General features: G+C 61.2%; 20 protein-coding genes. 7 read left to right on the forward strand and 13 right to left on the reverse strand.

Going from position 1 to position 23,941, the window contains the following annotated elements; all coding sequences use genetic code 11:
• Positions 1-422 precede the first annotated feature (422 nt).
• Complete coding sequence (locus AC3Z8Y_RS07130; protein ID WP_490089051.1) at positions 423-1,172, forward strand: 3-oxoacyl-ACP reductase family protein; 750 nt, start codon at positions 423-425, stop codon at positions 1,170-1,172.
• Positions 1,173-1,183: 11 nt separating this feature from the next.
• On the opposite strand, the gene AC3Z8Y_RS07135 is transcribed toward AC3Z8Y_RS07130, so the two are convergent.
• From AC3Z8Y_RS07135 to AC3Z8Y_RS07145, 3 genes are all read right to left on the reverse strand, one after another.
• Positions 1,184-1,648, reverse strand: coding sequence for a GNAT family N-acetyltransferase (locus AC3Z8Y_RS07135; RefSeq protein WP_490089052.1), 465 nt, complete (start codon positions 1,646-1,648; stop codon positions 1,184-1,186).
• A gap of 155 nt (positions 1,649-1,803) precedes the next feature.
• Entirely contained in the window at positions 1,804-2,358 is a 555-nt protein-coding gene (locus AC3Z8Y_RS07140) for a nucleotidyltransferase family protein (protein ID WP_490089956.1), read from the reverse strand.
• Between the two features lie 61 nt (positions 2,359-2,419).
• Complete coding sequence (locus AC3Z8Y_RS07145) at positions 2,420-3,160, reverse strand: hypothetical protein (protein ID WP_490089053.1); 741 nt, start codon at positions 3,158-3,160, stop codon at positions 2,420-2,422.
• Positions 3,161-3,733: 573 nt separating this feature from the next.
• Here AC3Z8Y_RS07145 and AC3Z8Y_RS07150 point away from each other — a divergent pair.
• Both AC3Z8Y_RS07150 and AC3Z8Y_RS07155 read left to right on the forward strand, forming a co-directional pair.
• A complete protein-coding gene (locus tag AC3Z8Y_RS07150; RefSeq protein WP_490089054.1) occupies positions 3,734-4,534 on the forward strand; it encodes a DUF1206 domain-containing protein in 801 nt (266 codons plus the stop codon).
• Between the two features lie 94 nt (positions 4,535-4,628).
• Positions 4,629-5,522 carry an NAD-dependent epimerase/dehydratase family protein gene (locus AC3Z8Y_RS07155; RefSeq protein ID WP_490089055.1) on the forward strand — a complete coding sequence of 298 codons (894 nt, stop codon included), beginning with the start codon at positions 4,629-4,631 and terminating at the stop codon, positions 5,520-5,522.
• Between the two features lie 4 nt (positions 5,523-5,526).
• Here AC3Z8Y_RS07155 and AC3Z8Y_RS07160 read toward each other — a convergent pair whose 3' ends face one another.
• On the reverse strand, positions 5,527-6,045 hold the full coding sequence (locus AC3Z8Y_RS07160; protein ID WP_490089957.1) for a P-loop nucleotide/nucleoside kinase family protein: 519 nt from the start codon (positions 6,043-6,045) through the stop codon (positions 5,527-5,529).
• 158 nt (positions 6,046-6,203) lie between these two features.
• A complete protein-coding gene (locus AC3Z8Y_RS07165) occupies positions 6,204-8,186 on the reverse strand; it encodes a M10 family metallopeptidase C-terminal domain-containing protein (RefSeq protein WP_490089056.1) in 1,983 nt (660 codons plus the stop codon).
• 250 nt (positions 8,187-8,436) lie between these two features.
• Between AC3Z8Y_RS07165 and AC3Z8Y_RS07170 the strand changes: the two genes are divergently transcribed.
• The gene (locus tag AC3Z8Y_RS07170) at positions 8,437-9,345 is read left to right on the forward strand and encodes a LysR family transcriptional regulator (RefSeq protein WP_490089958.1); all 909 of its coding nucleotides are present in this window, start codon (positions 8,437-8,439) and stop codon (positions 9,343-9,345) included.
• Positions 9,346-9,396: 51 nt separating this feature from the next.
• Here AC3Z8Y_RS07170 and AC3Z8Y_RS07175 read toward each other — a convergent pair whose 3' ends face one another.
• Positions 9,397-10,407, reverse strand: a complete 1,011-nt coding sequence (locus AC3Z8Y_RS07175) for a zinc-binding alcohol dehydrogenase family protein (protein ID WP_490089057.1) — start codon at positions 10,405-10,407, stop codon at positions 9,397-9,399.
• A gap of 116 nt (positions 10,408-10,523) precedes the next feature.
• Positions 10,524-11,567 carry a DUF1615 domain-containing protein gene (locus AC3Z8Y_RS07180; protein WP_490089959.1) on the reverse strand — a complete coding sequence of 348 codons (1,044 nt, stop codon included), beginning with the start codon at positions 11,565-11,567 and terminating at the stop codon, positions 10,524-10,526.
• Between the two features lie 164 nt (positions 11,568-11,731).
• Here AC3Z8Y_RS07180 and AC3Z8Y_RS07185 point away from each other — a divergent pair, with 164 nt between their 5' ends.
• On the forward strand, positions 11,732-12,232 hold the full coding sequence (locus AC3Z8Y_RS07185) for a GNAT family N-acetyltransferase (protein WP_490089058.1): 501 nt from the start codon (positions 11,732-11,734) through the stop codon (positions 12,230-12,232).
• Here AC3Z8Y_RS07185 and AC3Z8Y_RS07190 read toward each other — a convergent pair.
• The 5 genes from AC3Z8Y_RS07190 to AC3Z8Y_RS07210 all read right to left on the reverse strand — a co-directional run bounded on the left by AC3Z8Y_RS07190 (position 12,216) and on the right by AC3Z8Y_RS07210 (position 19,199).
• Positions 12,216-13,346 (reverse strand): M14 family metallopeptidase, encoded by a 1,131-nt coding sequence (locus tag AC3Z8Y_RS07190; protein ID WP_490089059.1) that lies wholly within the window; start codon positions 13,344-13,346, stop codon positions 12,216-12,218. The genes AC3Z8Y_RS07185 and AC3Z8Y_RS07190 overlap by 17 nt on opposite strands.
• A 126-nt stretch (positions 13,347-13,472) precedes the next feature.
• Positions 13,473-14,774 carry an MFS transporter gene (locus AC3Z8Y_RS07195; RefSeq protein WP_490089060.1) on the reverse strand — a complete coding sequence of 434 codons (1,302 nt, stop codon included), beginning with the start codon at positions 14,772-14,774 and terminating at the stop codon, positions 13,473-13,475.
• Between the two features lie 111 nt (positions 14,775-14,885).
• The gene (locus tag AC3Z8Y_RS07200) at positions 14,886-15,833 is read right to left on the reverse strand and encodes a LysR family transcriptional regulator (protein ID WP_490089061.1); all 948 of its coding nucleotides are present in this window, start codon (positions 15,831-15,833) and stop codon (positions 14,886-14,888) included.
• A gap of 151 nt (positions 15,834-15,984) precedes the next feature.
• Entirely contained in the window at positions 15,985-17,346 is a 1,362-nt protein-coding gene (locus AC3Z8Y_RS07205) for a DUF1329 domain-containing protein (RefSeq protein WP_490089062.1), read from the reverse strand.
• Positions 17,347-17,369: 23 nt separating this feature from the next.
• Positions 17,370-19,199 (reverse strand): DUF1302 domain-containing protein, encoded by a 1,830-nt coding sequence (locus AC3Z8Y_RS07210; RefSeq protein ID WP_490089063.1) that lies wholly within the window; start codon positions 19,197-19,199, stop codon positions 17,370-17,372.
• 412 nt (positions 19,200-19,611) lie between these two features.
• Between AC3Z8Y_RS07210 and AC3Z8Y_RS07215 the strand changes: the two genes are divergently transcribed.
• Both AC3Z8Y_RS07215 and AC3Z8Y_RS07220 read left to right on the forward strand, forming a co-directional pair.
• Positions 19,612-20,613 (forward strand): WD40/YVTN/BNR-like repeat-containing protein, encoded by a 1,002-nt coding sequence (locus tag AC3Z8Y_RS07215; protein WP_490089064.1) that lies wholly within the window; start codon positions 19,612-19,614, stop codon positions 20,611-20,613.
• A complete protein-coding gene (locus AC3Z8Y_RS07220) occupies positions 20,610-22,988 on the forward strand; it encodes an efflux RND transporter permease subunit (RefSeq protein WP_490089065.1) in 2,379 nt (792 codons plus the stop codon). Before AC3Z8Y_RS07215 ends, AC3Z8Y_RS07220 begins: the two co-directional genes overlap by 4 nt.
• A gap of 53 nt (positions 22,989-23,041) precedes the next feature.
• On the opposite strand, the gene AC3Z8Y_RS07225 is transcribed toward AC3Z8Y_RS07220, so the two are convergent.
• Positions 23,042-23,890, reverse strand: a complete 849-nt coding sequence (locus tag AC3Z8Y_RS07225) for a flagellin domain-containing protein (RefSeq protein ID WP_490089066.1) — start codon at positions 23,888-23,890, stop codon at positions 23,042-23,044.
• Positions 23,891-23,941 lie beyond the last annotated feature (51 nt).

Raw genomic sequence — 23,941 nt, forward strand, 5'->3', positions numbered from 1 at the left:
GTGGCGGGGCAGGGGATACGCAGGCGACCGCTGCTACAACACAAGTGGCAACCACACAGCTGCCCGGCTGCCGGGAGGCGGCGGGGTTCGCGAAGGGCGCGATGTGGGTGGTTGAGAACATGGAAGGGTTACCACAGTTAAGTGAGCCGAACATAACAGAGCCGCTTGGCGGCTGTAAATATACCAAGCGCACAACGTGCAGCCGGAGGCTGCCCGTCACGCTGTGCAACTTGCTGCTAGGCTGCAAAAGCCATGCACCTCATTGCCCATCCGGCATGCATGCCCTGAGATTGTCTGATCCTCGCGCTGCGCACAGCCGTTACTGCCTTCCTTTCGCTGTTTCTCGCTCGAGATCCGGTTCGTTCATCCGCACAGGTTCACCCTCGGCTGCCCGGGCTTACCGTTATTCAAAGGAGATCATCATGCAAATCAGCCACACGCTCAGTGAAAAGGTAGCCCTGGTGCAGGGCGGCTCCCGAGGTATCGGGGAAGCGATCGTTCGACGCCTGACAGAGCAGGGCGCAAGCGTGGCCTTTACCTACGTAAGCTCGGCGGAGAAAGCCCAGGCGCTGGCGGCAAGCATCAACGACGAGGGCGGCAACGCGCTGGCCATCCGTGCCGATGCCGCCCGGGAGGAGGAGGTGCGGGCGGCAGTGGAAAAGACAGTGGCCAGCTTTGGCCGCCTCGACATTCTGGTCAACAACTCGGGCGTGCTGGTGTTGGGGTCTGTCGAAGACATCAGCCTGGAAGACTTTGATCGCACCCTGGCGGTGAATGTGCGCAGCGTATTCGTGGCCAGCCAGGCAGCCGCTCGCCACATGAAGGAAGGCGGGCGCATCATCAACATCGGCAGTGTGAACGCGGACCGCATGCCCTTTCCCGGCGGCAGTGTGTATGCCATGAGCAAGTCGGCGCTGGTGGGGCTGGTGAAGGGGATGGCCAGAGACCTGGGCCCCCGCGGGATTACCGTGAACAACGTGCAGCCCGGCCCCATCGACACCGACATGAACCCGGCGAATGGGGACTTCGCCGAAGGCATGCTGGCGCTCATGGCCCTGGACCGCTATGGCCGCGCGGAAGAAGTGGCCGCGCTGGTAGCGCACGTTGCCGGGCCGGAAGGCGGCTATATCACCGGCGCTCAGCTAACCATCGACGGCGGTTTTGGCGCCTGATCATCGGGGGCCTAGTCGTCGATGTGTCGTGACATCAGCCAGTGCGGCTTGCCCCACGCCTGGAACGGCTCCAGCGTAACCCAGCCGCGTTTGGCGTAATACGCCTGGCGGTCATGGGTATGAAGGTAGAGCGTGCTCACGCCGGTTGCCTTGGCGTGGCGGCAGATCTCCTCGATCAGCTCCCCCGCCAGCCCACGTTCACGGGCGGCGGGGTGGCTGTATACGCACGCCAGCCAAGGCCCCAGATCCGCACGGCCCGGCAGGTCATCGGTCGCAAGGCACGCCCCACCCAACAGTCGCTCGCCTTCAAGTGCGATGAGGCACTTCCAGTCGCCGTTGTGCTGACCTTCGGTGAATTCCTGCTGCCACGCTTCCAGAGGCAAGGGCTCGAATTCATAGGTGAACTGCTCGTACAGCCACTGCGCCATCGTGTTGCAGTGTTCCATATGGTCTTCGAGCCAGGCCAGGGTGTGCATGGTGAGTTCCTTTTGTCTGAACAGAGGAGCCTAGCCTTTTCGCGAGCTTCGCCCGTCTCCCACAAAGGCCGCGCCGACCGGAATGGGTTCGGCGGTGCGCCGGTTCGCAGGCTTCGCCTACTCCTACAGGTCAGGGGCAGGCCGGGGACGGGCACTCATCCCAGGTACACAAGGCGGGGCCAAAGGGTATGCCACTGCTTCGACTGAATGCGCTTGAGGTAGATCCCATACTTGTCGCCTTCGAACCGAGGCGTCGGGCGAACGATCAGCGCAAAAAGGTCGTCCAGACCAAGAGGGGCGGCGACTTCGACACTGCCTTCCCGATTCAACCTCACCCCAACAGCGGTGGCTGTTTCCGGCCAGCAGGTCATGGCCTGAACGGCGCTCGCGTAAGGGGCATCGTGATTGCGCAGGTGCATACGCGCCTGGTTTTTCACAGACCAGTCCACGGTGCTATCGAGCGTGCACAGCCTGGCCTCAAGCTCAACGTCTCGCTCAGCTTCATGGTGATCAGAATCGAACCAGATAACGTCGACATCACTTCGCAGTGGGGACGATGGTCGGCCGTGCAGGTGATCCCACACGGCACTTCGAACGAACCCGGCGCCTACCCAGCAATCCGGTAGGTCCAAAGCCTGGACCTGCCTTAGAATCTGCATCCTTACAGGGTCGCGCTGTATCAGTGAGATGAGGTCGGAGGTTGTCACAATGCTGCCTTTCATTACTGCAGCGGCGGGGCCGGCCACGCACTCACGAGGCTTTCCCTGCCCACTACATCGGGCTGAACGACGACGCGGCGGAGCAATAGCGTGCGCGTGCGGCGCCGTCGCTGTTTTTAATACATTGGTCCTTGAACCAGCGTTTGGCGCCCTTGCGGCATTCCCGGTAGTCGATGGACCCGCGCCGGTAGTTGCTGCACACGCTGGAGTGATCGATGTCGTTGCCATTCTCCTGCCATGTTGCGAGATACTCCGATTGGCCATCCCAACCCGTTATCAAGTGGTTTTCAGGCGCTACCGCGTGGGAGGCCGTTGCGCCACGCTCATGGGTGGTATGGAACCGCGCCAGATAATCAGCAGATACCATGCCCTGGGCAGCCGCGATTGCAGCCTTGGCGCGAGGCACTTCACCAAACCGACAACGCAGCACCTGCTCATCTATTTCGGTGCTGTTGCCGAGACAATCGGAGAGCGGCCTTGGAGCGGCCAGGGTCACAGGCTTATCCGCAGGGGCAACGGAAGCAGGTGCAGAGTTTAGCATCCGTTGATTCACCGGACCGATCCCACTTGGCAAGGGAACGGCGGATGAAACAGAGTGGGGGTAGTTAGCCACCCGGTTCCAATTCAAGCCAAGCATGCCCAAGCATATGAGCAGAAAAACCAGCACGATCAGCCCGGGCCCCCGGGATCGTCGAGGGCGTGGGGCGATGGATTCGAACGCTTCGAGGTCGCGCCCGCGAACGGGGCTGACTTTGGTCGGCGTCATTGCACGCTCAGGCAACAAATCAGTCACAGCGCCCTCGCTTCTTGTCGTGCTTGGAACATGTTTTCTGGCTGCCCCCCCTCTGCCACTGCTTACGCGCTTGTTCCTCCCTCCAGGATTCACAGCTTGAAAACCCGCGGGCCCAGCCTTTGGCATAGGCGCCCTGAAGGTGGGTGCGAGGGTCGGCGTCGCGCGCTGCGTAACCCAGGTCCCGTTTACGCGCCTCGCACCCCGATGAATAACCATCGCTGTAAGCGCCTGGTGGGATTGGCCGGTAAAACAGGCAAGACGCCTGAAGCGTACAAGCGAAAACGATGAGCGTCTTTGCGACGGTGCGAAGCGACATGGGCCATCCGTTTCAGGCAAGGGGCGCTCACGCTATCGGCCTGTTTCCGCTGCGCTTGAGGGTTAGTTCGCGGGCTTCACCTACGGCTCGCCCGGCTCAAACCAATCCCCTGCGCCTCCAACGAACGGATGAATATTCGGGATAGTCCTACAGGCCACTGAAGCAGTCCCGCTGAAAATCGTAAGGCAGACGAGCCAAATCGAACCCCTTCACACCCATCGGGTCTGCCGTCTATCCATTGCATAGAGCCAGGTACCATGTCCCCGCAACACACCCTCGTCCTCTTGGCCCGAAGCGGCTATGCCGCCCGGGGCGTCATCTATCTGATCATGGGCTTCTTCGCCTTGCTGGCCGCCCGCGATTCGGCCAGGCCGAAAGACAGCCACGGCACGTTAATGGAGGTGTTGACTCACCCGCTCGGCGATGTGCTGGTGGGGTTGGTTGTTATAGGTTTGCTCGCCTTCGCCGGCTGGCGGGTGGTGCAAGCGGTTCGCGATGTGGACCACCATGGCACGGGGCTCAAAGGCGTGGCCATTCGGTCAGGCTTGCTGGCCGGGGGCGTGGTTAACGGTGCGCTGGCATTGTTTGCCCTCGGGCTGTTGGTGGGTAAATCGAAAAGCTCCGGCGGGGGCGATCAAACCCGCGACCTGCTTGCCCATCTGCTTTCCTGGCAACACTCGAACCTGCTGGTTTATCTCATCGCGCTGGTGCCGCTGGGCGTGGGCATTGCACACATCATCAAAGGCTGGAAAGCCTCGTTCGAGAAGTACTTCGAGGCCCACGAAGCCATGCAGTACGTGCGCCCGGTCTCGCGGTTCGGCCTGATCGCGCGGGGTGTGGTGTTCATCGAGATTTCGCTGTTGCTGCTGGTAAGCGGTTCGAGCTACCAGGCCATGGACCCGCCAGGGATGAAAGAGGCCCTCGCGGCCTTGCAGAACCTTCCGGCCGGCGGTGTGCTGCTGATGCTCATGGCCCTGGGGTTGATCGCGTTTGCCGTGTACAGCTTCGCCGAGGCGGTATGGCGCAAGATCAATATGGATGTGCCAGGCGTTTCATGACTTCAGCGCAAAATTCATTTGGCAATACCCGCCTTTTTAGCCACAAACCCAAGGCACATACTGGCCCCATCATTCATTACACGGGAGTCAGCCCTTGAATATCTTCATTACCGGCGCTGCAGGGTTTATCGGCGGTTCGATCGCAACAGGCCTTGCCCAGCGCGGCCATCAGGTTACCGGGCTGGTACGCAGCGCGAAGCAAGCCGAGGAGCTCAAAGCCCTCGGGATCGTTCCAGTGATCGGTACCCTGGAGGACAGCGCGCTGCTCACCGAGCAGGCGCGTGCAGCCGATGGCGTTATCAATGCTGCCAGTAGCGACCATCTTGGCGCAGTGGAAGCGTTGATCGAAGGGCTGAAGGGTTCCAACAAACCCTTCCTGCACACCAGCGGCTCCAGCATCGTGGGCGATGCCTCCGGCGGCAAAGGCGGCGGGCAGGTTTACTACGAGGGCCAGTTGCCTGAGGCAACGCCAGACAAAGCGGCCCGCGTGGCCATCGACAACCTGGTGATCGCTTCGGCCAACGAAGGCGTACGGTCGGCGGTGATCTGCAACACGCTGATCTACGGGCATAGCCTGGGCGTGAAGCGGGACAGCGTGCAGCTACCGCGGCTGCTCAAGCAGGCCCGCAAAAGCGGCGTGGTACGCCATGTGGGCCCGGGTGAAAACGTGTGGTCCAACGTGTTCATCGAAGATGTAGTCGAGCTATATGCCTTGGCACTGGAGAAAACCCCAGCCGGCACCTTCTATTTCGCCGAAAGCGGCGAGGCGTCGTTCGTGGACATGACCACTGCGATGGCCGAGGCCCTGGGGCTGGGTAAATCGCAAGACTGGCCCCTGGCTGACGCCGAAGCGGAATGGGGCTATGAAATGGCTAACTATGGCCTGGGCTCCAATAGCCGGGTGCGTGGCAAGAATGCTCGCGAATTGCTGGGCTGGGCGCCCAAGCGTACGTCGGTGATCGAGTGGATTCGCAACGATATGGTGTAAGGCGTTAACCCGGCGGCACTGCTGAGCGCGTGATGTGCTCAAGCAGCGCCGCTACTGCCGCGCAGGGTGACAGTTCGGCTGTGTCCAGCGTGAAAGGCGTCTTCAGCCATGGCTCATACTCATGTTCCAGAACAGATAGCCAACTGGGCGGAACCAGCCCTGGTACATCTGCGTGGCGGGTTTCAACCCTCCGTCGATGTTCGGCCTTGTCGGAACACACGACCTGAACGTCAAGCAGCCTGGCCGCGCCCTTCGTTGCGACAAGGGCCCAGGCGTGCCGGCTCTCAGCCACCGGGTTCACACAATCAACCACCACGCTGTTGCCTAGTTGCAGGTTGCCCAGCGCGACGTCGTTGGCCACCTGATAGCCGCTTGAGCCAACGTCCCCAGCCAGCACACCCGCGTTTCGAAGCGCCTGTTCGATGGTGTCGATGCGCAGGTATACCGAGCCTGTTTGTTGAGCGATGGCTTTGGCAATAGTGGTCTTGCCAGTGCCGGGGAGGCCGCTGAAGACAATAAGGATCGGTGTGTCCATTGCCAGAAAAGGGCTCGTTCGAAGGGGACAGATTCGGGAAAGCGGGCCCTTGCCCCTGTCCGTATTCACAAAAATATCAGACGCCCACACGCCAGGCCCGGCAACATCATGCCGGCCCCGGCGTGCTGATTACGAGCCGGCCCTGTTCAAGCGACATGCTCAGCCATGGGCGTACCCAGCAACGCCACCGCCGTGTCAGTGGTCGGCGCGCTGAAAATCACATCCGCGGCGGCCAGGTCGGCATGGTTACCGGTCAGGGACACTTCAAAGCGGTGGCCGTCGGCGGTGGCATCCAGGCTTTTGAGGTAGGTACGGCTGCCATCGCCGCTTACCTGCACCTTGAGCGTGCCGTCGTGGCCGTTGCCAAGGCCAATAAAGCCCAGCGTGGAAACGTCCAGCCTGTCGGTACCGGATACAAAGTCTGTAATCAGGTCGCTGAAGACGGCGGTGTTGGTACGATAGCTGTCGTTCACGTTGGCAAACCGGAACACGTCGTCACCGCTGGCCCCGGTAAGGGTGTCGCGGCCGGCTCCGCCTACCAGCACATCATCGCCGAAACCGCCGTTCAACTTGTCATTACCCCCAAGCCCATTCAGCACCTCGGTCGCCGCCGTGCCGGTGAGGGTGTTGGCGCTGGCCGTACCGTTGAGAGTGAGGGGGGAAAACAGCACATTAGTGGTGGTAAGCCGATCTTCATACAGCCCGTTCAAGGTAAGTTCGAAGCGGTTGCCATCGGCGTCGGCGTCATAGCTTTTGAGGTAGGTACGGTCGCTGTTTTCGTTCTCCACCACCACCAGGGTGCCGCCGTGGCCATTACCAAACCCGGTGAAACCAAGGGCCGCCAGGTCGATACGGTCCTGGTTGGCATTGAAGTCCAGGATCAAGTCGCTGTGGGAGCGGTAGCTGTCGCTGATATCGTTGTAGCGGACCACGTCGGCGCCGGTGCCCGTGGTAACGCTGTCGGCGCCAGCGCCACCGTCGATCAGATCGTTGCCCTTGTTGGCAGAGATATTATCTCGAACGTCGCTGCCAATGATCACGTCGTTGCCGTTCGTACCGATCACGGTTTCGAAGCCATTGACGAGGGTACCGAAGCTACGATCCAGGCTGCCGTCGGCGTTCAGCCTCACCACCCCGTAGTCGCCATCGGTGCCGCCGCCCAGCAGGATCTTGCCGTCACTTTGCACCGCAACGGAACGCACGCTGTCGTCCTCCAGGCCCACCGCGAACGCCGCCTTGCCGTCACTGCTGAAGGTGGTGTCGAGGCTGCCGTTGGCGTTCAGGCGAACAACACTGAAGTCACGGTTGAAGTCCCCGGTATCACTGGAGCCGGCCAGCAGTAGCTTGCCATCTGGCTGCACGGTAACGGTGTAAGCCCAGTCGATGCCCGAGCCCACGCTGTAGCTCACGTGGCCGTTGCTGCCGAAAGTGGTGTCCAGGCTACCGTCGGTGTTGTAGCGGTACAGCCCGAACTTGTCGTTGTCCATGCCTGGCACAAGGATTTTGCCGTCGGCCTGCACGTTCATGGGAAAGTCGAAGGAACCGGTGGTTGTGGTGGGGCCGGTAAACTCAAGCACGCCGGTGCCATGGAAGGTGGTATCGGGTGTTCCATCGGCATTGAGCCGGGCCACGGTGTAGGTGCCGCCGTCGCGCCCGGAAATCAGTATCTTGCCATCGTTGAGTACGGTGGTGCCTGTGTCGGTGTAGCTCACTTCGCCGCTTACCTGGGCCGCGCCGTTGCTGCCGAACGAGGTGTCCAGGCTGCCGTCGTTGTTATAGCGGGTCACTTCAAGGCCGAGGTCTGTGCTGTCTGCGGTCACATGCGTGACGAGGAGCTTGCCGTTTTTCTGCACGGCCATGCTGTACTCGTCACCGAGCATGATCTGCTCGGCAATGACCTGCTTGCCGTCGTCACCAAAAGTGGTGTCCAAGGTGCCGTTAGGGTTCAGCCGGGTAACGGCGTATTGATAGAATTCACCGAAGTTGTGGGTGAAGCCTGCAACCCATATCTTGCCGTCCGCCTGTACCGCCACGGTTCGGCCAGGGTCGTTTTCGTTGGCGATGTCTATTTGGGTGTTGCCTGTGGCGGAGCGGATCACTCGCACGCCGTCGGAGCTTGTGGTAGTCATGTCATACAGTCCTTTGCCCGAAGAGGGGGCCGCGTCGACCGCCGGAAGGCACTGCATTGGTGTTGCGGTGCATCCAAAGTAGCTTGAATTGGCCGAACCGCCAGCGAAGCGGCACTGCGCAGCGGGCAGCGAGCTTTTCGGGCCACGGTCGTAGCGTGTGGCCGTTTATCCGCTGGCTGGGCAAGGCGCACGTTTCCCCTTACGCTGCAACGCCTCGTGCCTTGATCAGCCTGCCGTGAACGTGAAAAAAATAATCCGCATCGATGACCTGCAGGTGTTTGCCACTACCGCCGAAGCGGGCAGCTTTTCGGCGGCGGCACGCTTGCTGGGTATCTCCCCGGCGCTGGCAAGCGGGGCTGTGCAGCGCCTTGAGGCTTGCCTGGGGGTAAGGTTGTTCGTGCGCTCCACCCGCCGGCTGCGGTTATCCGACGATGGCCAGCGCTACCTGCCCCATGCCCGCGCGGCGTTGGAAACCCTGGAAAACGCAGAGCTTGCCCTTACCCTGGGGCGCGACGAGATCTCCGGCACGCTGCGCCTGTCGATGCCCTCGGATATCGGGCGCAACCTGCTGTTGCCATGGCTGGACGAGTTCCAGCGGCTGCATCCCGGCGTGCTGCTGCAATTGCAGGTGAGTGATCAGGTGGCCGACCTGTTTGGCGAGCACCTGGACGCCAGCATTCGCTATGGCCAGTTGGCCGACTCCAGCTTGGTGTCGCTGGCATTGGCGCCTTTCAACAGGCGAACCCTCTGCGCATCGCCAGCCTACATTGCACGGCATGGGTTACCCGCAACGCCAGAGGCATTGAGCGAACACAATTGCCTGCGCTATGTGATGGGCGAGCAGACTTTCGAGCGCTGGAGCTTTCACACGCCGGTTGGGGTGAAGACCGTCCAGATCAGCGGCGATCGCATCAGTGACGATGCGGACATCGTCAGGCGGTGGGCCGTCGCGGGCTTCGGGATCGCCTACAAGTCCGGGCTCGATGTGATGGATGACGTGCGCAGCGGGCGCCTGGTGCGCATATTCCCGCCGGATTACGGCCAGCCCGCGCCCCTGCAACTGGTTTGCCCGCACCGCGCGTCACTCAGGCCGGCGGTGCAGGCGTTGCGGGCGTTTCTGGCAGGGCAATTCGAACGCTATGTCGCGCAGGCCACGTAGGAGGCCTCCGGCCCCGCCGCTTCCCACAAGGGTCCGCTGTAGCCGTTCCAATCAGAACCCTTCGAGCACGATCTTGCCCTTGGCCTTGCCGCTTTCGATCAGCGCATGGGCACGCTTGAGGTTATCGGCGTTGATGGCGCCGAAATGCTCGCCCAGGGTGGTCCTGATAACGCCTGTGTCCACCAGATTGGAAATGCGCTCCAGCAGCTCATGCTGCTTGATCATGTCCTCGGTGTGGTACAGCGAGCGGGTGAACATCAGTTCCCAGTGCACTGATAGAGATTTGCGCTTGAAGGGCATCACGTCCAGCTGGGCCGGGTCGTCGATCAGCGCCAGCTTGCCTTGAGGGCGCAGCACGTCAACGATCTGCGCCGCATAGGTGTCGGTGTGGGTGAGGCTGATCACATAGTCCACCGAGCTTTGGCCAATCGCGCCCAGTTGAGGCGCCAACGCAGCCGAGTGATCGATCACATGATGGGCACCCAATTCGGTTACCCACTGCTGGGTCTGCGGCCGTGAGGCCGTGCCGATTACCGTAAGGCCAGTGAGCTTGCGTGCCAGTTGCACAAGGATTGAGCCCACACCACCGGCCGCGCCGATGACCAACAGGCTTTTGCCCTGACCGCCGTTTTCTTCGATGCCGAGGCGATCGAACAGCAGCTCCCAGGCGGTGATGGACGTCAGCGGCAACGCCACGGCGCTGGCGTTATCCAGGCTGCGGGGCTTGTGGCCAACGATGCGTTCGTCCACCAGGTGAAATTGGCTGTAGCTGCCGGGGCGATCGATCGCGCCGGCGTAGAACACTTCATCGCCTGGCTGGAACAGCGAAACGCCTTCGCCGACTTCGCGCACGATACCTACCGTATCCCAACCCAGTACCTGCGGTTGCTCCCCGCCGCTGATGCGCGCCCGTACCTTGGTGTCGACCGGGTTGACCGCGATGGCTTTCACCTCTACCAGCAGGTCACGCGCGCCGGGAACGGGTTTGGGCAGGTCCATTTCGAAAAGGGACTCGGGGTGTTCGATCGGCAAGGCCGGTTGCTTGAAAACAATGGCTTTCATCTGTGGCTGTCCTGATGAGTGTTGACCTGAACTAAGGCTAGCGCCGCAATCCGTTTAGAAAAACCCGGTGCTTGCGGGAATACTTTCGCCGTTTCGTTGAAAATAAACGGCCAGTCTCATTCTCGCGCCACGCAGCGGGCGCGGCGCTCGTCCACGCGTTTGGCAAACCAGGCGGTGGTCAGGTGCCGGGTGATCTTCGGGCTTTCCAGTGTAATCCCCGGCAGGATCGCGCGTGGCACCGGCCGCCCGGCAACCTGGTCGGCCAGATCGAACACCCGCCGATAAACACCTGTGTCCTCGAAACCGGGCGCTTCGCCTTGCTCCAGCGCCCGGCGAATGGCGCTGTCGCTCATGTTCAGGCGTGAACCCAGCGAGCGCACGGCCAGTTCTGTCTGGCCTGCGGCAGAGGAGCCGTAGTCGATCAGGTCCCCGTCGAGCGTAAGCCGCGCTTTCACCAGGCGGTTAAGGGCAGCCTGGAAGGCCGCGTTACGGCTGGCATAGTGGCCGGCGTTAAAGTCGGCGAAGCGATACAAGGGCTCCGGGTAGTTGACGGGGTAGCCCAACAAGTGCGCCGTGCCGAAATACACGCCGCCACGCCGGCTGAACACTTCCTGGCGAATCGAGCCCTGGCGGGGGTAGGGGTAGCCGCGGGCGTGCTGCTCGGCGAATGCGACCGCCACTTGCATGGGGCCTGCGGTATGCACCGGGTTGAGCGTTCCGAACAATTGCTGCCCCAGCGGCACCATGCCGATAAAGTCCTCGAAGGCGTCGCTCAGCTCACGCTCCGTGCGTGCACTGGCAATGCGCTTGGCATAGGTATCACCCGTGGGCGACTTGATAGCCAGCGCGGCATCCACCAGAAACCCCGGAACATGCAGGCGGCCGGCACGGCGGTCGATTTCTTCCCGGGCGATACGGCCCAGGCCCGGTACCTGGGGGTCTACTTGAAAGTTGGATTCCTGTTCGATCACTGCGATCACCGAACACAGGTTTTGCGCGGTAGGTTCGAGCCCCTGGGTTTCGAACGCCGTTTGAATGTCCGTCGCCCAGCCTTGGCGATTGCCAACTGAAGGCGGCAGCAAGCGCTCCAGGGTGCCACGTACCTGCTCGGGTGTCGGGGGGGAGGGTTGTGGTTGGTGGGAACAGGCCGCCAGCGCCATCACCAACGTCGACAGCGTAATCCGTTTCAATACGTTCAATCAGACACCTCCCTGCGAAGGGAGGGAGCATACAGGCTGAACGTTGCTGGAGCATTGATCGACGCAAGCGCAGCCGCCACTATCCACGCTCCGGGCATGGCCCTTCGCAGATGGGTGCGTCGTACATGGAAGGATTCGTTATTCGCCAATTGATGGCCACCGATGCCGAAGCGTTACTGGCCTTCGAGCTGGAGAACCGTGAATGGTTCGAAACCCACATCGAGGCGCGGCCGCTGGCGTTCTACTGCCTGGAGGGTGTAGCCGTGCATATCGACGCGTACCTCTCAGGGCTGGCCGCCGGTACCTGGCACCCGTTTGTAATAGAGCAGTCCGGCGGGCGGATCGTGGGCCGCGCCAACCTGAAAGACATCGACCTTGCTGCAAAGCGCGCAGAGGTGGGCTATCGGATTGCCCGAAGCGTATGCGGGCAAGGGCTGGCGACCCGGGCCCTTGAACACCTGATCGCACAGGCACGCATACGCTGGGGCCTGAGGCAGCTTGTGGCGTATGTATATGATGAAAACGTTGGGTCGAGGAAGGTGCTTGGCCGGTGTGGCTTCACCCTTGCCCAACCCGACGTTATCGACGATGCAGGACGAGAGCTTCGATTCACCCGCGCGCTGTAACTGCGGCGAGGCGGTTTTCACCGCTGTCGTCCAATGGCCCGGATAACCCGCGAATCGTCTGTTGGCACACGATCCTGGCCTGCTCCAGTACCTGCCACTTCCAGCTGTCGGTGTCCACGTAGAAAGCATCCCGCATTGCCTGTTTGATCTCGCGGCGCAAGGGTTCATCGGCGTCAGGGTTGGTTTGCAACCACTGCTCGGCGCGCAGCGCGGTCAGCACCTGCGGGCCTGGCTGCGTCCCGTATTCGAGGGTCAGGCCGTTGTACTGCGCTTGTGGGCATTCTTCCATCACGGCCAGGTCGAGCGTGCCTTCGAGCAGGGCCGAGGTGGAGCTGCCATCGAAGCTGTTGGTGACATCCGGCCCCCACCAGGCTTGGGCACGGGCGAGGTCCTGCTCGTGAGCCAGCCCTTTGTAGATGCGCTCACCCACGCCACTGGGGCCTAGCCCGGTATGAATGTCAATCCAGCCGATGCGCTTGCATTGCTGCCCATGCTCACGAAGGATTTCACGCACTCGCAGGTTGCTCCATGCCGGCTCAGTGCCGCTGAAAAACAAACCTTGAGGGTGGCTGTGTTGCCCCCGGGATATGGCCGATTGCAGGTTCTTCTTGCCGTGCCGCGCCACAAACAGCATCAGCTTGACGGTGGTTGCAAGGTCAGCAGGCCACCGAGGAGGCACCAGCAACTCGGCGATGGCGCGATAGCCTGGGTTATCTTCCAGGGGCTTGTTGAAATCCAGGAAGTTCCTGTTCAGGTCGATGTTCTCGTGGGTAGCCCGGCGCCACCAGGAAAACCCGTAGGGGTTCAAGGCGTGGATGTACAGTATCGCCAGGTCAGGGCGCTGAACAAGGCTGTGCCAGGTGTCGTCGCCGAGCAGGTCCACCTGCACTGCCGAACCACAGAAGCCCTCGATACCGTGACAACCACTGCTGACGACCATGAGGTTGCTAGCGCTCGCTGGCCCCACGCGGCATACATCGATCGCCAGGGGCTCATTGTCGCGGCCTTTTAACGGATGCAGATAAGACTGTACAGCCAGGCCACGCTGGGCGCAGCCATGCAGGAATTTCTCCCGCGCCTGTGCGTAGGTTACAGAGAAAGCGGAAAGGTCCATGGTACTTCCTGTTGGTGAAAGGGCGTCAGCCGAAAACGGTCTGCACTCCGCGCATGAGGGCCGGCGGCGCTCATGGGCGGTTAGCGGATAGTGTGCTTCGGGGGCTTTGGGTTGGCGGTGCGCTGGCTAGAGCACGCTGGTGGCCGCCTCGACCGGGAGGGCGTCGGCCGGGTTTGCCCGGGCCGTCATGCGGGCACGGGTTATCGCCGGCGTGATCAAGTAAAAGCCAATGAGCGCGCACACCACGGTTATCGCCCCCATCACCTGCACGGAGATTTCAAAGCCTCGCGCAATGTCACCGCCAAGGATCCCGACCAGCCTCCCCACGGCCCAGGGTGCGACCATCCCTGACAGGGTCATGCTGCCGACGTGTATGGCCAACACGGCGCCGCGCTGGCGCTCCGGGGATAGGTGAGAGCAAATCGTCATCCCATACGCGAACAGCGCATTGAGGAGCACGGCCCCTGCCATGTAGGCGCCCAGTTTTCCGGGCACGCTGGTGAACACAGTGCCCATGGCGCAGAAGGCCAGCCCGCCGAGCACACAACACATCATCGGCGGCAGTACCAGGCGGCGATGCAATGACGCGCCTTTGCTTGAGAGCCTTCGGGACAGGGCGGCCATCGCCAGGTTGAGCACGATGATGCCCAAGGTTGCGCTGAACATCAGATAACCCGCCTGCATTGCGCTCAGCCCGAGCCCCTTTTGCATGTACACCGCTGACCAGCTGAAAGACAGCGCATTGGGCAGGTAGGCCAGAAAGCACATCACGCACACCCATACAAACGTGCGATTGAGCAATAAACGCCGGTAAGGCAGCGCAGGTTCGGCGCAGGGCTGGTTTTCTGCCTGGGCTTGTCTGCCCTCGGCGCCGAACAGCAACCAGGCGATAACCCATGCCAGGCTCAGGCCTGCCAGCGCCAGATAAGCCACGCGCCAGCCGAAGTGGCTGATGATAAAGGGTAGGGTGAGCGCGCCGAGCAGGCCCCCGAGCATGATCGAGACCTGAACCAGCGCCGCCGGCAGCGCGTGCTCGGCCGGTGCGTACCATTTGAAGCACGCATGTTGGGTGACCGCAGTACCTGGCCCGCAACCGGCGCCCAGGAGCAGCCGGCTGGCGGTCAAGGCGCCCAAGCTCCCCGCCACCGTCACCAGCAACTGGGCAGTACTCCACACCAGGGCCATCACGGCCAGGATCCAGCGTGCCGGATAACGATTGGCGAGAAACCCCACCAGCGTGCCTGAAAGCGAATACAGGAAGAAAAACGAACTGCCCACCAGGCCGAACTGCTCGGGGCTGAGCTTGAGTTCGTCCATGATCTGTACGCCCGCAAAGGCGAAGATGGTCTTGTCGAGAATGCTGATCACCATGACGGCCATGAGCAAGGCGACCACCAGGGCCCGATACGGTACAGCTTTCTCTGACATGGGCAGGCTCCTTATCCTATAGCCGCAACCTGCGGCTACGATAGGGTCAAGCTTGCCTCAGGCGCACACCGCTGAATAATCACCTCTGCGTATGCTTATCGGTGTTGGTTATCAAGGTAGCGCGCCGGTGTAGCCGAATGCGGCGGGCGTGTCATCCGGCTGCGGCCGGTGCGGTCCCTTGTAGGCATAGATCAGCTCATCGGCCAGGGCTTTGGCCTCCCTCGTCATCAATTCCTGATCGCGGCATACCAGAGAGATGTTCATCGGCGGAATGCTCTCGGCAATGTCCAGCACCTCAAGGTTCTGGAGGAGCATACGGGTGTGTTCGAGCACACGCAGAGACCAATAGGAGATCGCGTCGCTGGTAGTGGCCAGTTCGGAGAACAGCACTACCGAAGCGCATTCGATAACGCTCTTTGGCGGTGCGATCCGGTTCTGTTCGAAGAGGGTCCCGACCTTGGACTGCTCCAGTGAATCCTGCAACAGCCAGTCCTGTTCCTGAAGCTCGATCAGTGAGCGTGCATCACGCAAAGGATGCCCCTTGCGCACTGCCAGTACCGAGGGCTGTTCGTACAGTAGCTCCCATTGGAAGCCATCGGTATTACGCGGTTCAGGCAGGGAGGTGAGGGCCATGTCCAACAGGCCCTCGCGCAGGCCCTCCATCAATTTGGAAGGGCGCAGTTCGTGAATCTGCACCTGCACCCTGGGGTAACGTTTGCGGTAACGGTTGAGGCTGTTGACGAATTGTCGACCTGGGGTAACCGGTGACACACCGATCGACAGCTTGCCGTCCATTACACCTTTGAGGGTCTCGATCTCTTCACGCGCACGGCGCACTTCTTCGAGTATCAAACGGGCACGTTTGACCAGACGGTCGCCGTATTCGGTGACAGTGATGCCGCGGTTGGAGCGCAACAGCAGGGCCACCCCCAGCTCGGCTTCCAGCTCTTTGATGCCCTTGGATAGGGCCGGTTGAGAAATATGCAGCAAGCGGGAGGCCTCCTGGATACTGCCGCTTTCACAGATCGAAACGAGGGCACGCAGCTGATGCAACTTCATAGGAATCCAATCGACTTCACACGCGGGAAAACCAATGCATAGCAAGAAGCGGGCCCCTGGCGTCCTTCGATCAATAACCGGTCACCGCAAGGCTTACAAATAAAAAAGGCGACCTCGTAGGTCGCCTTCGATTTCAACCGCGCCCGTGACCTTAACGGATCCCCGTGGCGCGCAGTGCCGATGGGGTAAAGTCCCGGCTGCTGACGGGAACGTTGAACGTGTAGCCATTCTTTTCTTCGTTATGCAGCGAGTTCACAGCGTACCGCCCGGAAAGAATGTCGTAGTGGGTTTCAGCGGCGAAGGTCGGCACCTTGTAGTTGTAGAAGAAGCTCGCATGACCTTCTGACACCCGCCACAGGGTCCCATGGCTGTCGTAGGCATCCGCCTCAGCGCCTTGCCAGCTGTCTTCGTCGATATAAATATCGCGCCGTGAATAAATATGCCGCTGGTCCGGCTTGAGCGTAGCCTGCACGTGCCACACCCGGTGCAGTTCGTAGCGGGTGACGTCCTGGTTGATATGGCCGGCCTGAATGATGTCGGTGTACTTGAGCTTCGGTGATTCCAGGCGGTAGCTGTTGTAGGGGATGTACAGCTCCTGTTTGCCTATCAGCTTCCATTCAAAGCGGTCGGGCGCGCCGTTGAACAGGTCGAAATCGTCAAGTGTGCGCATGCCTTCGGCTGCCGGGCTGTCATAGGCAATCTGCGGCGCCCGACGTACCCGCCGCTGCCCGGCATTATATTGCCACGCCATGCGCGGCTCTTTTACCTGATTGACGGTGTCGTGTACCAGCAACACGCCCCCGGCCATGCGGGCGGGGGAAAGAAACTCTTCTTTATAGAAGCTCAGGATGTTGCTCATTTCTTCCGTGTTGTAATCGCTCACCCCTGTGGGGTACGCCAGCTCCTGTTTCACCACGTTGGGGGTGAAGGCGCCGTTGGGCTGTGGGGACGCCTGAACCACGATGCGCTTGAGCGTATCGCCGCGATACCGGCCAATCAGGTTCCAGATCACCTCTAGGCCGTCCTTCGGGATAGGGAAGGGCGCCGCGCCGGGATGGTAATGGTCCAGCCCGTTACCGCCTTCCACCAAGGTGGTTTCGGCCGCATTCAAGCGGGTCGCCTGCAGGCTTTTGTCAGGCAGGCTCACGCTTCGATGGCTGGGGTAAACCGGTATGCGGTAGGTGTCGGGGTACCGTACGAACAGCGCAAGCTGCCCGGGTGTGAGCTTATCCTTGTACTGCTGGGCGTCCTTGGCGGTGATGACGAACAACGGCTTTTCACCCGCGAACGGGTCGGCAAGGAAGCCGTCCGCATCAGGTGTGCCTGCATTCGACGCGATGCCGCCAGTCCAGGCCGGAATGCTCCCGTCGGTGTTGCCGGCCTGCTGAGCGCCCACCGGCGTGAGATCCTTGCCCAGGCGTGCCACCTGATCGGCCGGCACCGCTGCCATCACCTGGGCGGTCAGCAAGCTCAAGGCGAAGCCGCTGATGCGAACTAAGTATGGGTGTTTCATGGTTAACCTCGTGCGCTGCAAAACTAGAAACTCATGCCCACGCTGAACGCGACAAAGTCACGATCGGTGTTGGTGTTGTAATCACCGCCAAAGAAATTCGTGTAGCTGAGGCTGGCGGTGTATCTGGAAAGGTAATCGGCATCCACGCCCACACTGACGGCCTTGTTCCCCTCGGTGAACGTGGGGCCATAGCCGCTCACGTCATGGGAAAAGGACACATTGGGCTTAAGGTTCACGCCAGCGATGGCGTCGTTGAATTCCAGTACCGCCCGCAGCCGGTAGCCCCAGGAGTTCTGGGTATAAAAGCCATCGTCGTCGCATTCGCCGGGGTTTGCCGAATTCAACAACGTGCAGATCTGGTTGCCGCTGGCGCCCCCGAGCAGGGCTGCAACGCCGGCCGCAGACAGTTCGCCGTTGCCGTACACACTGCTGCGGCCAAAGCGCAGGTCTGATCCGTCGGTGCTGCCCAGCCCGCCGATGTGAGCGAAGGCAGCCTCGCCCATAAGCGTCAGGCGGTCGGCCGTCAGCACTTGATCGAAGGTTCGCACCGCGCTGACTTGTGCTTGCGTATAGGGCATGCGCTTGTAGCCTTCGATGACCGAACCATAGGCCGAACTTGCCCAACCGGTGCTGAAGACAGGCAGGCCGGCGTTGACCAGGCTGCTGGTGGCCGCCGAACCCAGCGTGGCGGCCGTGGACACATCGGTGCTGTTAAGCGACATCGGCATGTTCGGCCGGTAGCTGATTTCGCCAGAAACGGCCGTAGCACCGATGTTGGTAGCGAAACTGAGCCCATACAGGTGGATGTCTTCGGGATATTCCAGGTAATAACGCGCTGTGCTCACGCCCCCCTGGCCGCTCAGCCCGCCAACCGGGTCTCGCAGCGCGCCAGTACCGACCACCCATGCGGTTTCGGGCGTGCGGCTGTGATAGTTCAAGGCATAGGCGCCAAACTCGGTCTCGTTGAGTTCCGGAACGGTCCACCGCAGGGCAACGCCGTACTGGCCACTGTCACGGGCGTCCTGGTCGCCAAGCCGGGGCACATAGCCGTAGCTCGCCGCGCCGGTGTTCAGGTCGCTACCGTTTACGGTCATCCCGGTGTTGCAGCCATTCGCCGCCACGTCGCTGGCAAAGAAGGTGCCGCAGTTGTCGAGTACGGTTTTCTGCCAGGTGAGCTGGTAGAACGCCTCGACCGAGAGGTTATCGCTCAGCCCCTGGGTTACGTAGAGCATGTTGACCGGGATCAGGCCTTCCTTGATTTCCGACCCGGGGCGGCGCAATGCTGATACGTCGGCGGGGTTGATGCTGTTGATACCGTTGCCAATAAAGGTACTTTCGCCCCAGCTAACCACCTGCTTGCCGACCCGAACACTCCCGGGCAGGTCGTCGATTTCGTAGTTGTGATACAGGAACGCATCCAGAATCTGCGCCCCGGACGCTTTGGCAGCGCTGTCACGGCCACTGTCGTCGATGTCGTAAAGGTGCTGGCTACCATCCTTGAGCTCAAAGTCGTACCAGTATTTGCCCCGCACGAACACGCCGCTGTCGCCCCATTTCAGCTCAAGGTCGTGCACGCCTTTGAAGATGGTCGAGAAGGCATCGCCCTTTTTGAAATTCAGGCGACCATCGTCGGAGGTCCGGCTCGAAGCGGTCCCTCCATTTGCCACGCCAATGAAAGCCTTGTCCGGGTTCGCTGTGCTCCAGCTGGAGCCGAAAGAAAGCGAAGAGTCGAAACGCCCTTCGATTTCCCCGAAGTTGAAGGTCTCGGCGTTGGCAGAGAGCGTGATCGACAGCCCTATCCCCAGCGCCAGGGCATGAGGGCGCAAGGCCCGCGTGGTGTCTGTGATGTCCATGGTCGTTCCCCTTACCGCTTGTTCAGCACGTCCGAACCCAATGCCCGTTCGCAGGTTTGTGACGGCCTGTGTCTCCAGGCTTGAGCGCATGGTAGGGAGGGATCGCGGTTCTGCCTTCAAGGAAATACTTATGCCTATAGCTAATGGAAATGGGCCCTCCGGATAGCGCCTTTCGCGGTTGCCAGCGGGTGCATCAGGACGGGGCTGTATCGGCATAGATGCACTTGCGTGGTGCGCAATGTCCGCAGGCTATTCCCGCCGCTTATAGCCATCACTACTCGGTTGAGGCAGGCAGGACGCAGCGCACAGGAGAATAGGGCCTTCATGGCGCGCGATAGCTTCACAAGCGGGTAAGGATCAACAAAGGGAGAACGACGCCTATGGCGATTGCCAGGGGCGGAGGGGCATTGATATGAAATTGGGTTTGCAATTACAGGCAGGCGTGGCGGCAGCGCTGATAGTGGGCGCGCTACCGTTTTCCAGCCAGGCGGCTACCACTGCGCCCACCGTCCAGGCACCTCAACGCCTGATCGGCAGCCTGATGGTAGACGCGGTACGGGCCGGCAATCGGCTGGTGGTGGTCGGTGATCGCGGCAACATCCTGTATTCGGACGATCAGGGCCAGCGCTGGCAGCAAGCCGACGCGCCCGCCGGGCCATTGTTGACTGCGGTGTACTTCGTTGACGAAACCCATGGTTGGGCAGTGGGGCATGACGCGCGGATACTGGCCACGGATGACGGTGGCAGTACCTGGGCCCTGCAGTTCAGTGACCCGAAACGGGAGGCGCCCTTGCTGGACGTCTGGTTCGAAAACCCGCAGCGAGGCTTCGCGGTGGGCGCCTATGGCGCGCTGTTGGGCACCGTGGATGGCGGTGAACACTGGGAAGACGTAAGTGGCCGGATCGACAATCCCGACAACTATCACTACAACGGCATAGCCTCGGTAAACGGCGCGGGGCTGTTCGTGGTGGGCGAAGCCGGCAGCGTGTTCCACTCCGGCGACCAGGGCCTCACCTGGCAAACGCTGGCCAGCCCCGGCCCCGGCTCGTTGTTCGGGGTAATTGGCACCGGCCGCCCGGGAACGTTGCTTACCTTTGGCCTGCGCGGCAGCGTATTCCGCTCCAGCGACGCGGGAAGTACCTGGCAACGCGTAGACGTGCAGAGTGACCGCGGCCCTCTGACTGCAACCTTGTCCGGGGCCACTGCGCTCGCGGGCGGCACACTATTGATCGTGGGCAGTGCTGGCACCGTGTTACGCAGCCAGGATGACGGGCAACATTTCAACGCGGTCGATCGGCCCGATCGCCTGGGGCTTGCGGCAGTGGCTGGGCAGGATAACTCCGGGCTTGTTCTGGTGGGGCAGGGTGGAGTGCACCTGGCTTCGGCCACGGGTGTGGAGGCGCGCCAGCCATGAGCCGCCATGAACCCCTTCCGTCTCGTCCCATGCAGGAGCGGGCGAGTTTTCTCGAACGGCTGATCTTCAACCATCGCCCGATGGTGATTGCCGTCTGCCTGGCCATCAGCGTGCTTCTGTTCTGGCAGGCCACGCTGATCCGCCCGGGCAGCAGTTTCGAGAAAATGCTGCCACTTACGCATCCTTTCATCGTGAAAATGATGGAGCACCGCGCGGACCTCGCCAACCTTGGCAACAGTGTTCGGGTGTCAGTGGAAGCCACCGACGGCGACATCTTCAGCAAGGCGTATATGGATACGCTCCGGCAAGTCAGCGAGGCACTGTTTTACATGCCGGGGGTGGATCGCTCCGGTATGAAATCACTGTGGAGCGCCAGCGTGCGCTGGACAGAAGTGACCGAGGAGGGGTTCGCTGGCGGTGAGGTCATCCCCGAAGGCTATGACGGCTCCGTGAGTAGCCTGGATCAACTGCGCAGTAACGTGCTGCGATCCGGTCAGATAGGGCGGTTGGTGGCAAACGACTTCAAGTCCAGCATCGTCGAGGTTCCGCTACTCGAATCCTATCCCGCGCCCGATGATAGTGGCCGGCAGCTTAAGCTGGACTACCAGCAGTTTTCCCATCAGATCGAGCAACGGGTTCGGCAGACCTTCGAACACGAGAACCCCCATGTGCGTATCCATATCGTTGGTTTCGCCAAAAAAGTGGGAGACCTGATCGACGGGTTGGGTATGGTTTTGGTGTTCTTCGCCGCCGCCTTCCTGATCGCGCTGGTGTTGCTGTATGGCTTCACTCGGTGCCTGCGCAGCACGGCGGCAGTATTGGCTACTACCTTGGTGGCGGTCGTGTGGCAGCTCGGGCTGATGCATGCGCTTGGGTTCGGCCTCGATCCCTATTCGATGCTCATTCCCTTCCTGATTTTCGCGATAGGCATTTCCCACGGCGTACAAAAGATCAATGGCATTGCCTTGCACGCCAGTGACGCGAGCACTGCGTTGATTGCCGCCCGGCGTACGTTCCGGCAGTTGTTTCTGCCGGGGATGATCGCCATTCTGGCTGACGCGGTGGGGTTTATCACCTTGCTTATCATCGACATCGGCGTGATACACGAGTTGGCAATCGGTGCTTCCATCGGCGTCGCGGTGATCGTATTGACCAATCTTATCCTGCTACCTGTTGCTATTTCCTACTTGGGCATCAGTGAAGCGGCGATCAAACGCAGCAAACACGACGCCGCGCGTGAGCATGCCTTCTGGCGGCTGCTGTCGGCATTTGGCAGCCCAGCGGTAGCGCGGGTGTCGGTCCTTCTGGCGCTGGTCGCCCTTGGTGTTGGCCTCTGGTATGGGCATGGCCTGAAGATTGGGGACCTGGACCAGGGTGCCCCCGAGCTGCGACCGGATTCGCGCTACAACCTGGATAACCGCTTCGTTATCGACCACTACGCGACCAGCTCTGATGTGTTGGTGGTGATGGTGGAAACGCAGCCCGAAGGGTGTTCTACCTACCCAACCCTGGCGGCTATCGATGAACTGACCTGGGGCCTGGAAAATACCCCCGGTGTGCAATCGGTTGTTTCGGTCGCAACCGTGGCCAAACAGGTGATCAAGGGTTTGAACGAAGGAAACCTGAAATGGGAAACTCTCTCACGCAACCAGGATGTACTTAACAGCGCAGTCTCCAAGGCAGACGGCCTGTACAACGGCAATTGCTCCCTGGCGCCCATGCTGGTGTTCCTCAATGATCACAAGGCAGAAACCCTGCAGGGCGTAGTTGCCACCGTGAAAGCGTTCGCCCGCGATCATGATCGTGAGGGCCTGGCGTTCCGGCTGGCTGCAGGCAACGGCGGCATTGAAGCTGCCACCAACGACGTGATAGGCGCCAGCGAGCTGTGGGTATTGTTGCTGGTGTACCTGTGCGTCGCCGCCATGTGCCTGGTCACGTTCCGGTCCTGGCGGGCCACGTTGTGCATCATCCTGCCGCTGGCGCTCACCTCTGTTCTGGGCAATGCGCTGATGGCGATCATGGGCATTGGCGTAAAGGTCGCGACTCTGCCGGTGGTTGCCCTCGGAGTAGGCATTGGTGTGGATTACGGCATTTACATCTACAGCCGGCTGGCGGGCTTCCTCCAGGCGGGCTTGCCGTTGCAGGAAGCTTATTACCGAACCCTCTGCTCTACGGGCAAGGCCGTGCTGTTCACCGGCCTGTGCCTCGCGACCGGGGTGTGTACCTGGACGTTTTCGCCCATCAAGTTCCAGTCGGACATGGGCTTGATGCTTACCTTCATGTTGCTATGGAACATGGTCGGTGCGTTGTGGCTATTGCCTGCACTTGTACACTATGTGGGGCCGGTCGCCGCCGTAGGCGGGGGCCGGGACTGAAAACGAAAAAGCCCCGCTCGAAAGCGGGGCTCATCGTCAACCAGTGGCCGATATTACTGAAGCAGCTTCAGTACAGCGGACGGGATCTGGTTGGCCTGGGACAGGATCGCGGTGGACGCCTGTTGCAGGGTTTGTTGCTTGGTCAGCTCAGCGGTTTCAGCGGCGAAGTCAACGTCCTGAATGGTCGAACGAGAGGCGGTAGCGTTCTCGATGATGTTGCTGATGTTGCTGATGGTGCTTTCCAGACGGTTCTGCTTGGCACCCAGGTCGGCACGGGTGGTGTTCACAGTGTTCAACGCGGCGTCGATGGCGCTGATGGCCGAGTCGATCGCGCTGTGTGCGGCGCTGGTGCTGCCGCCGGTGATTGCAACGCTGGCAACACCCAGGCCGGAGGCCGAAGCGTTCAGGCTGATGCCCAGGTCGATGTGCTGGTCGTCACCGGTCATGGCGCCTACCTGGAACTGCAGGCCCGAAGCCGAACCGTCAAGCAGCTTCATGCCGGTACCGAAGGTGGTCGACGTGGAGATACGGGTCAGTTCGTCGCTCATCTGGCTGAATTCAGATTGCAGAGCGGTACGGTCCGAAGTGCTGTTGGAGTCGTTGCGGGACTGAACAGCCAGTTCACGCATACGCTGCAGGATGCTGGTGGTTTCTTGCAGTGCGCCTTCAGCGGTCTGGGCGATCGAGGTAGCGTCGTTGGCGTTTTTGGTCGCAACGGTCAGGCCTTTGATCTGGGTGGTCAGACGGGTAGCGATCTGCAGGCCGGCGGCGTCGTCTTTGGCGCTGTTGATTTTCAGGCCCGAGGACAAGCGAGTCATCGAGGTGCTGGTGGCGGACGAAGCCTTGTTCAGGTTGTTCTGTACGGTCAGGGAAGCAATGTTGGTGTTAACGGTCAACGACATGACGAAATCCTCAGGGCAGCGGTGATGTACTTGGCTTCCGGCCCTGGCGGC

Source organism: Pseudomonas sp. 3MAES_34.3B, assembly GCF_058145875.1.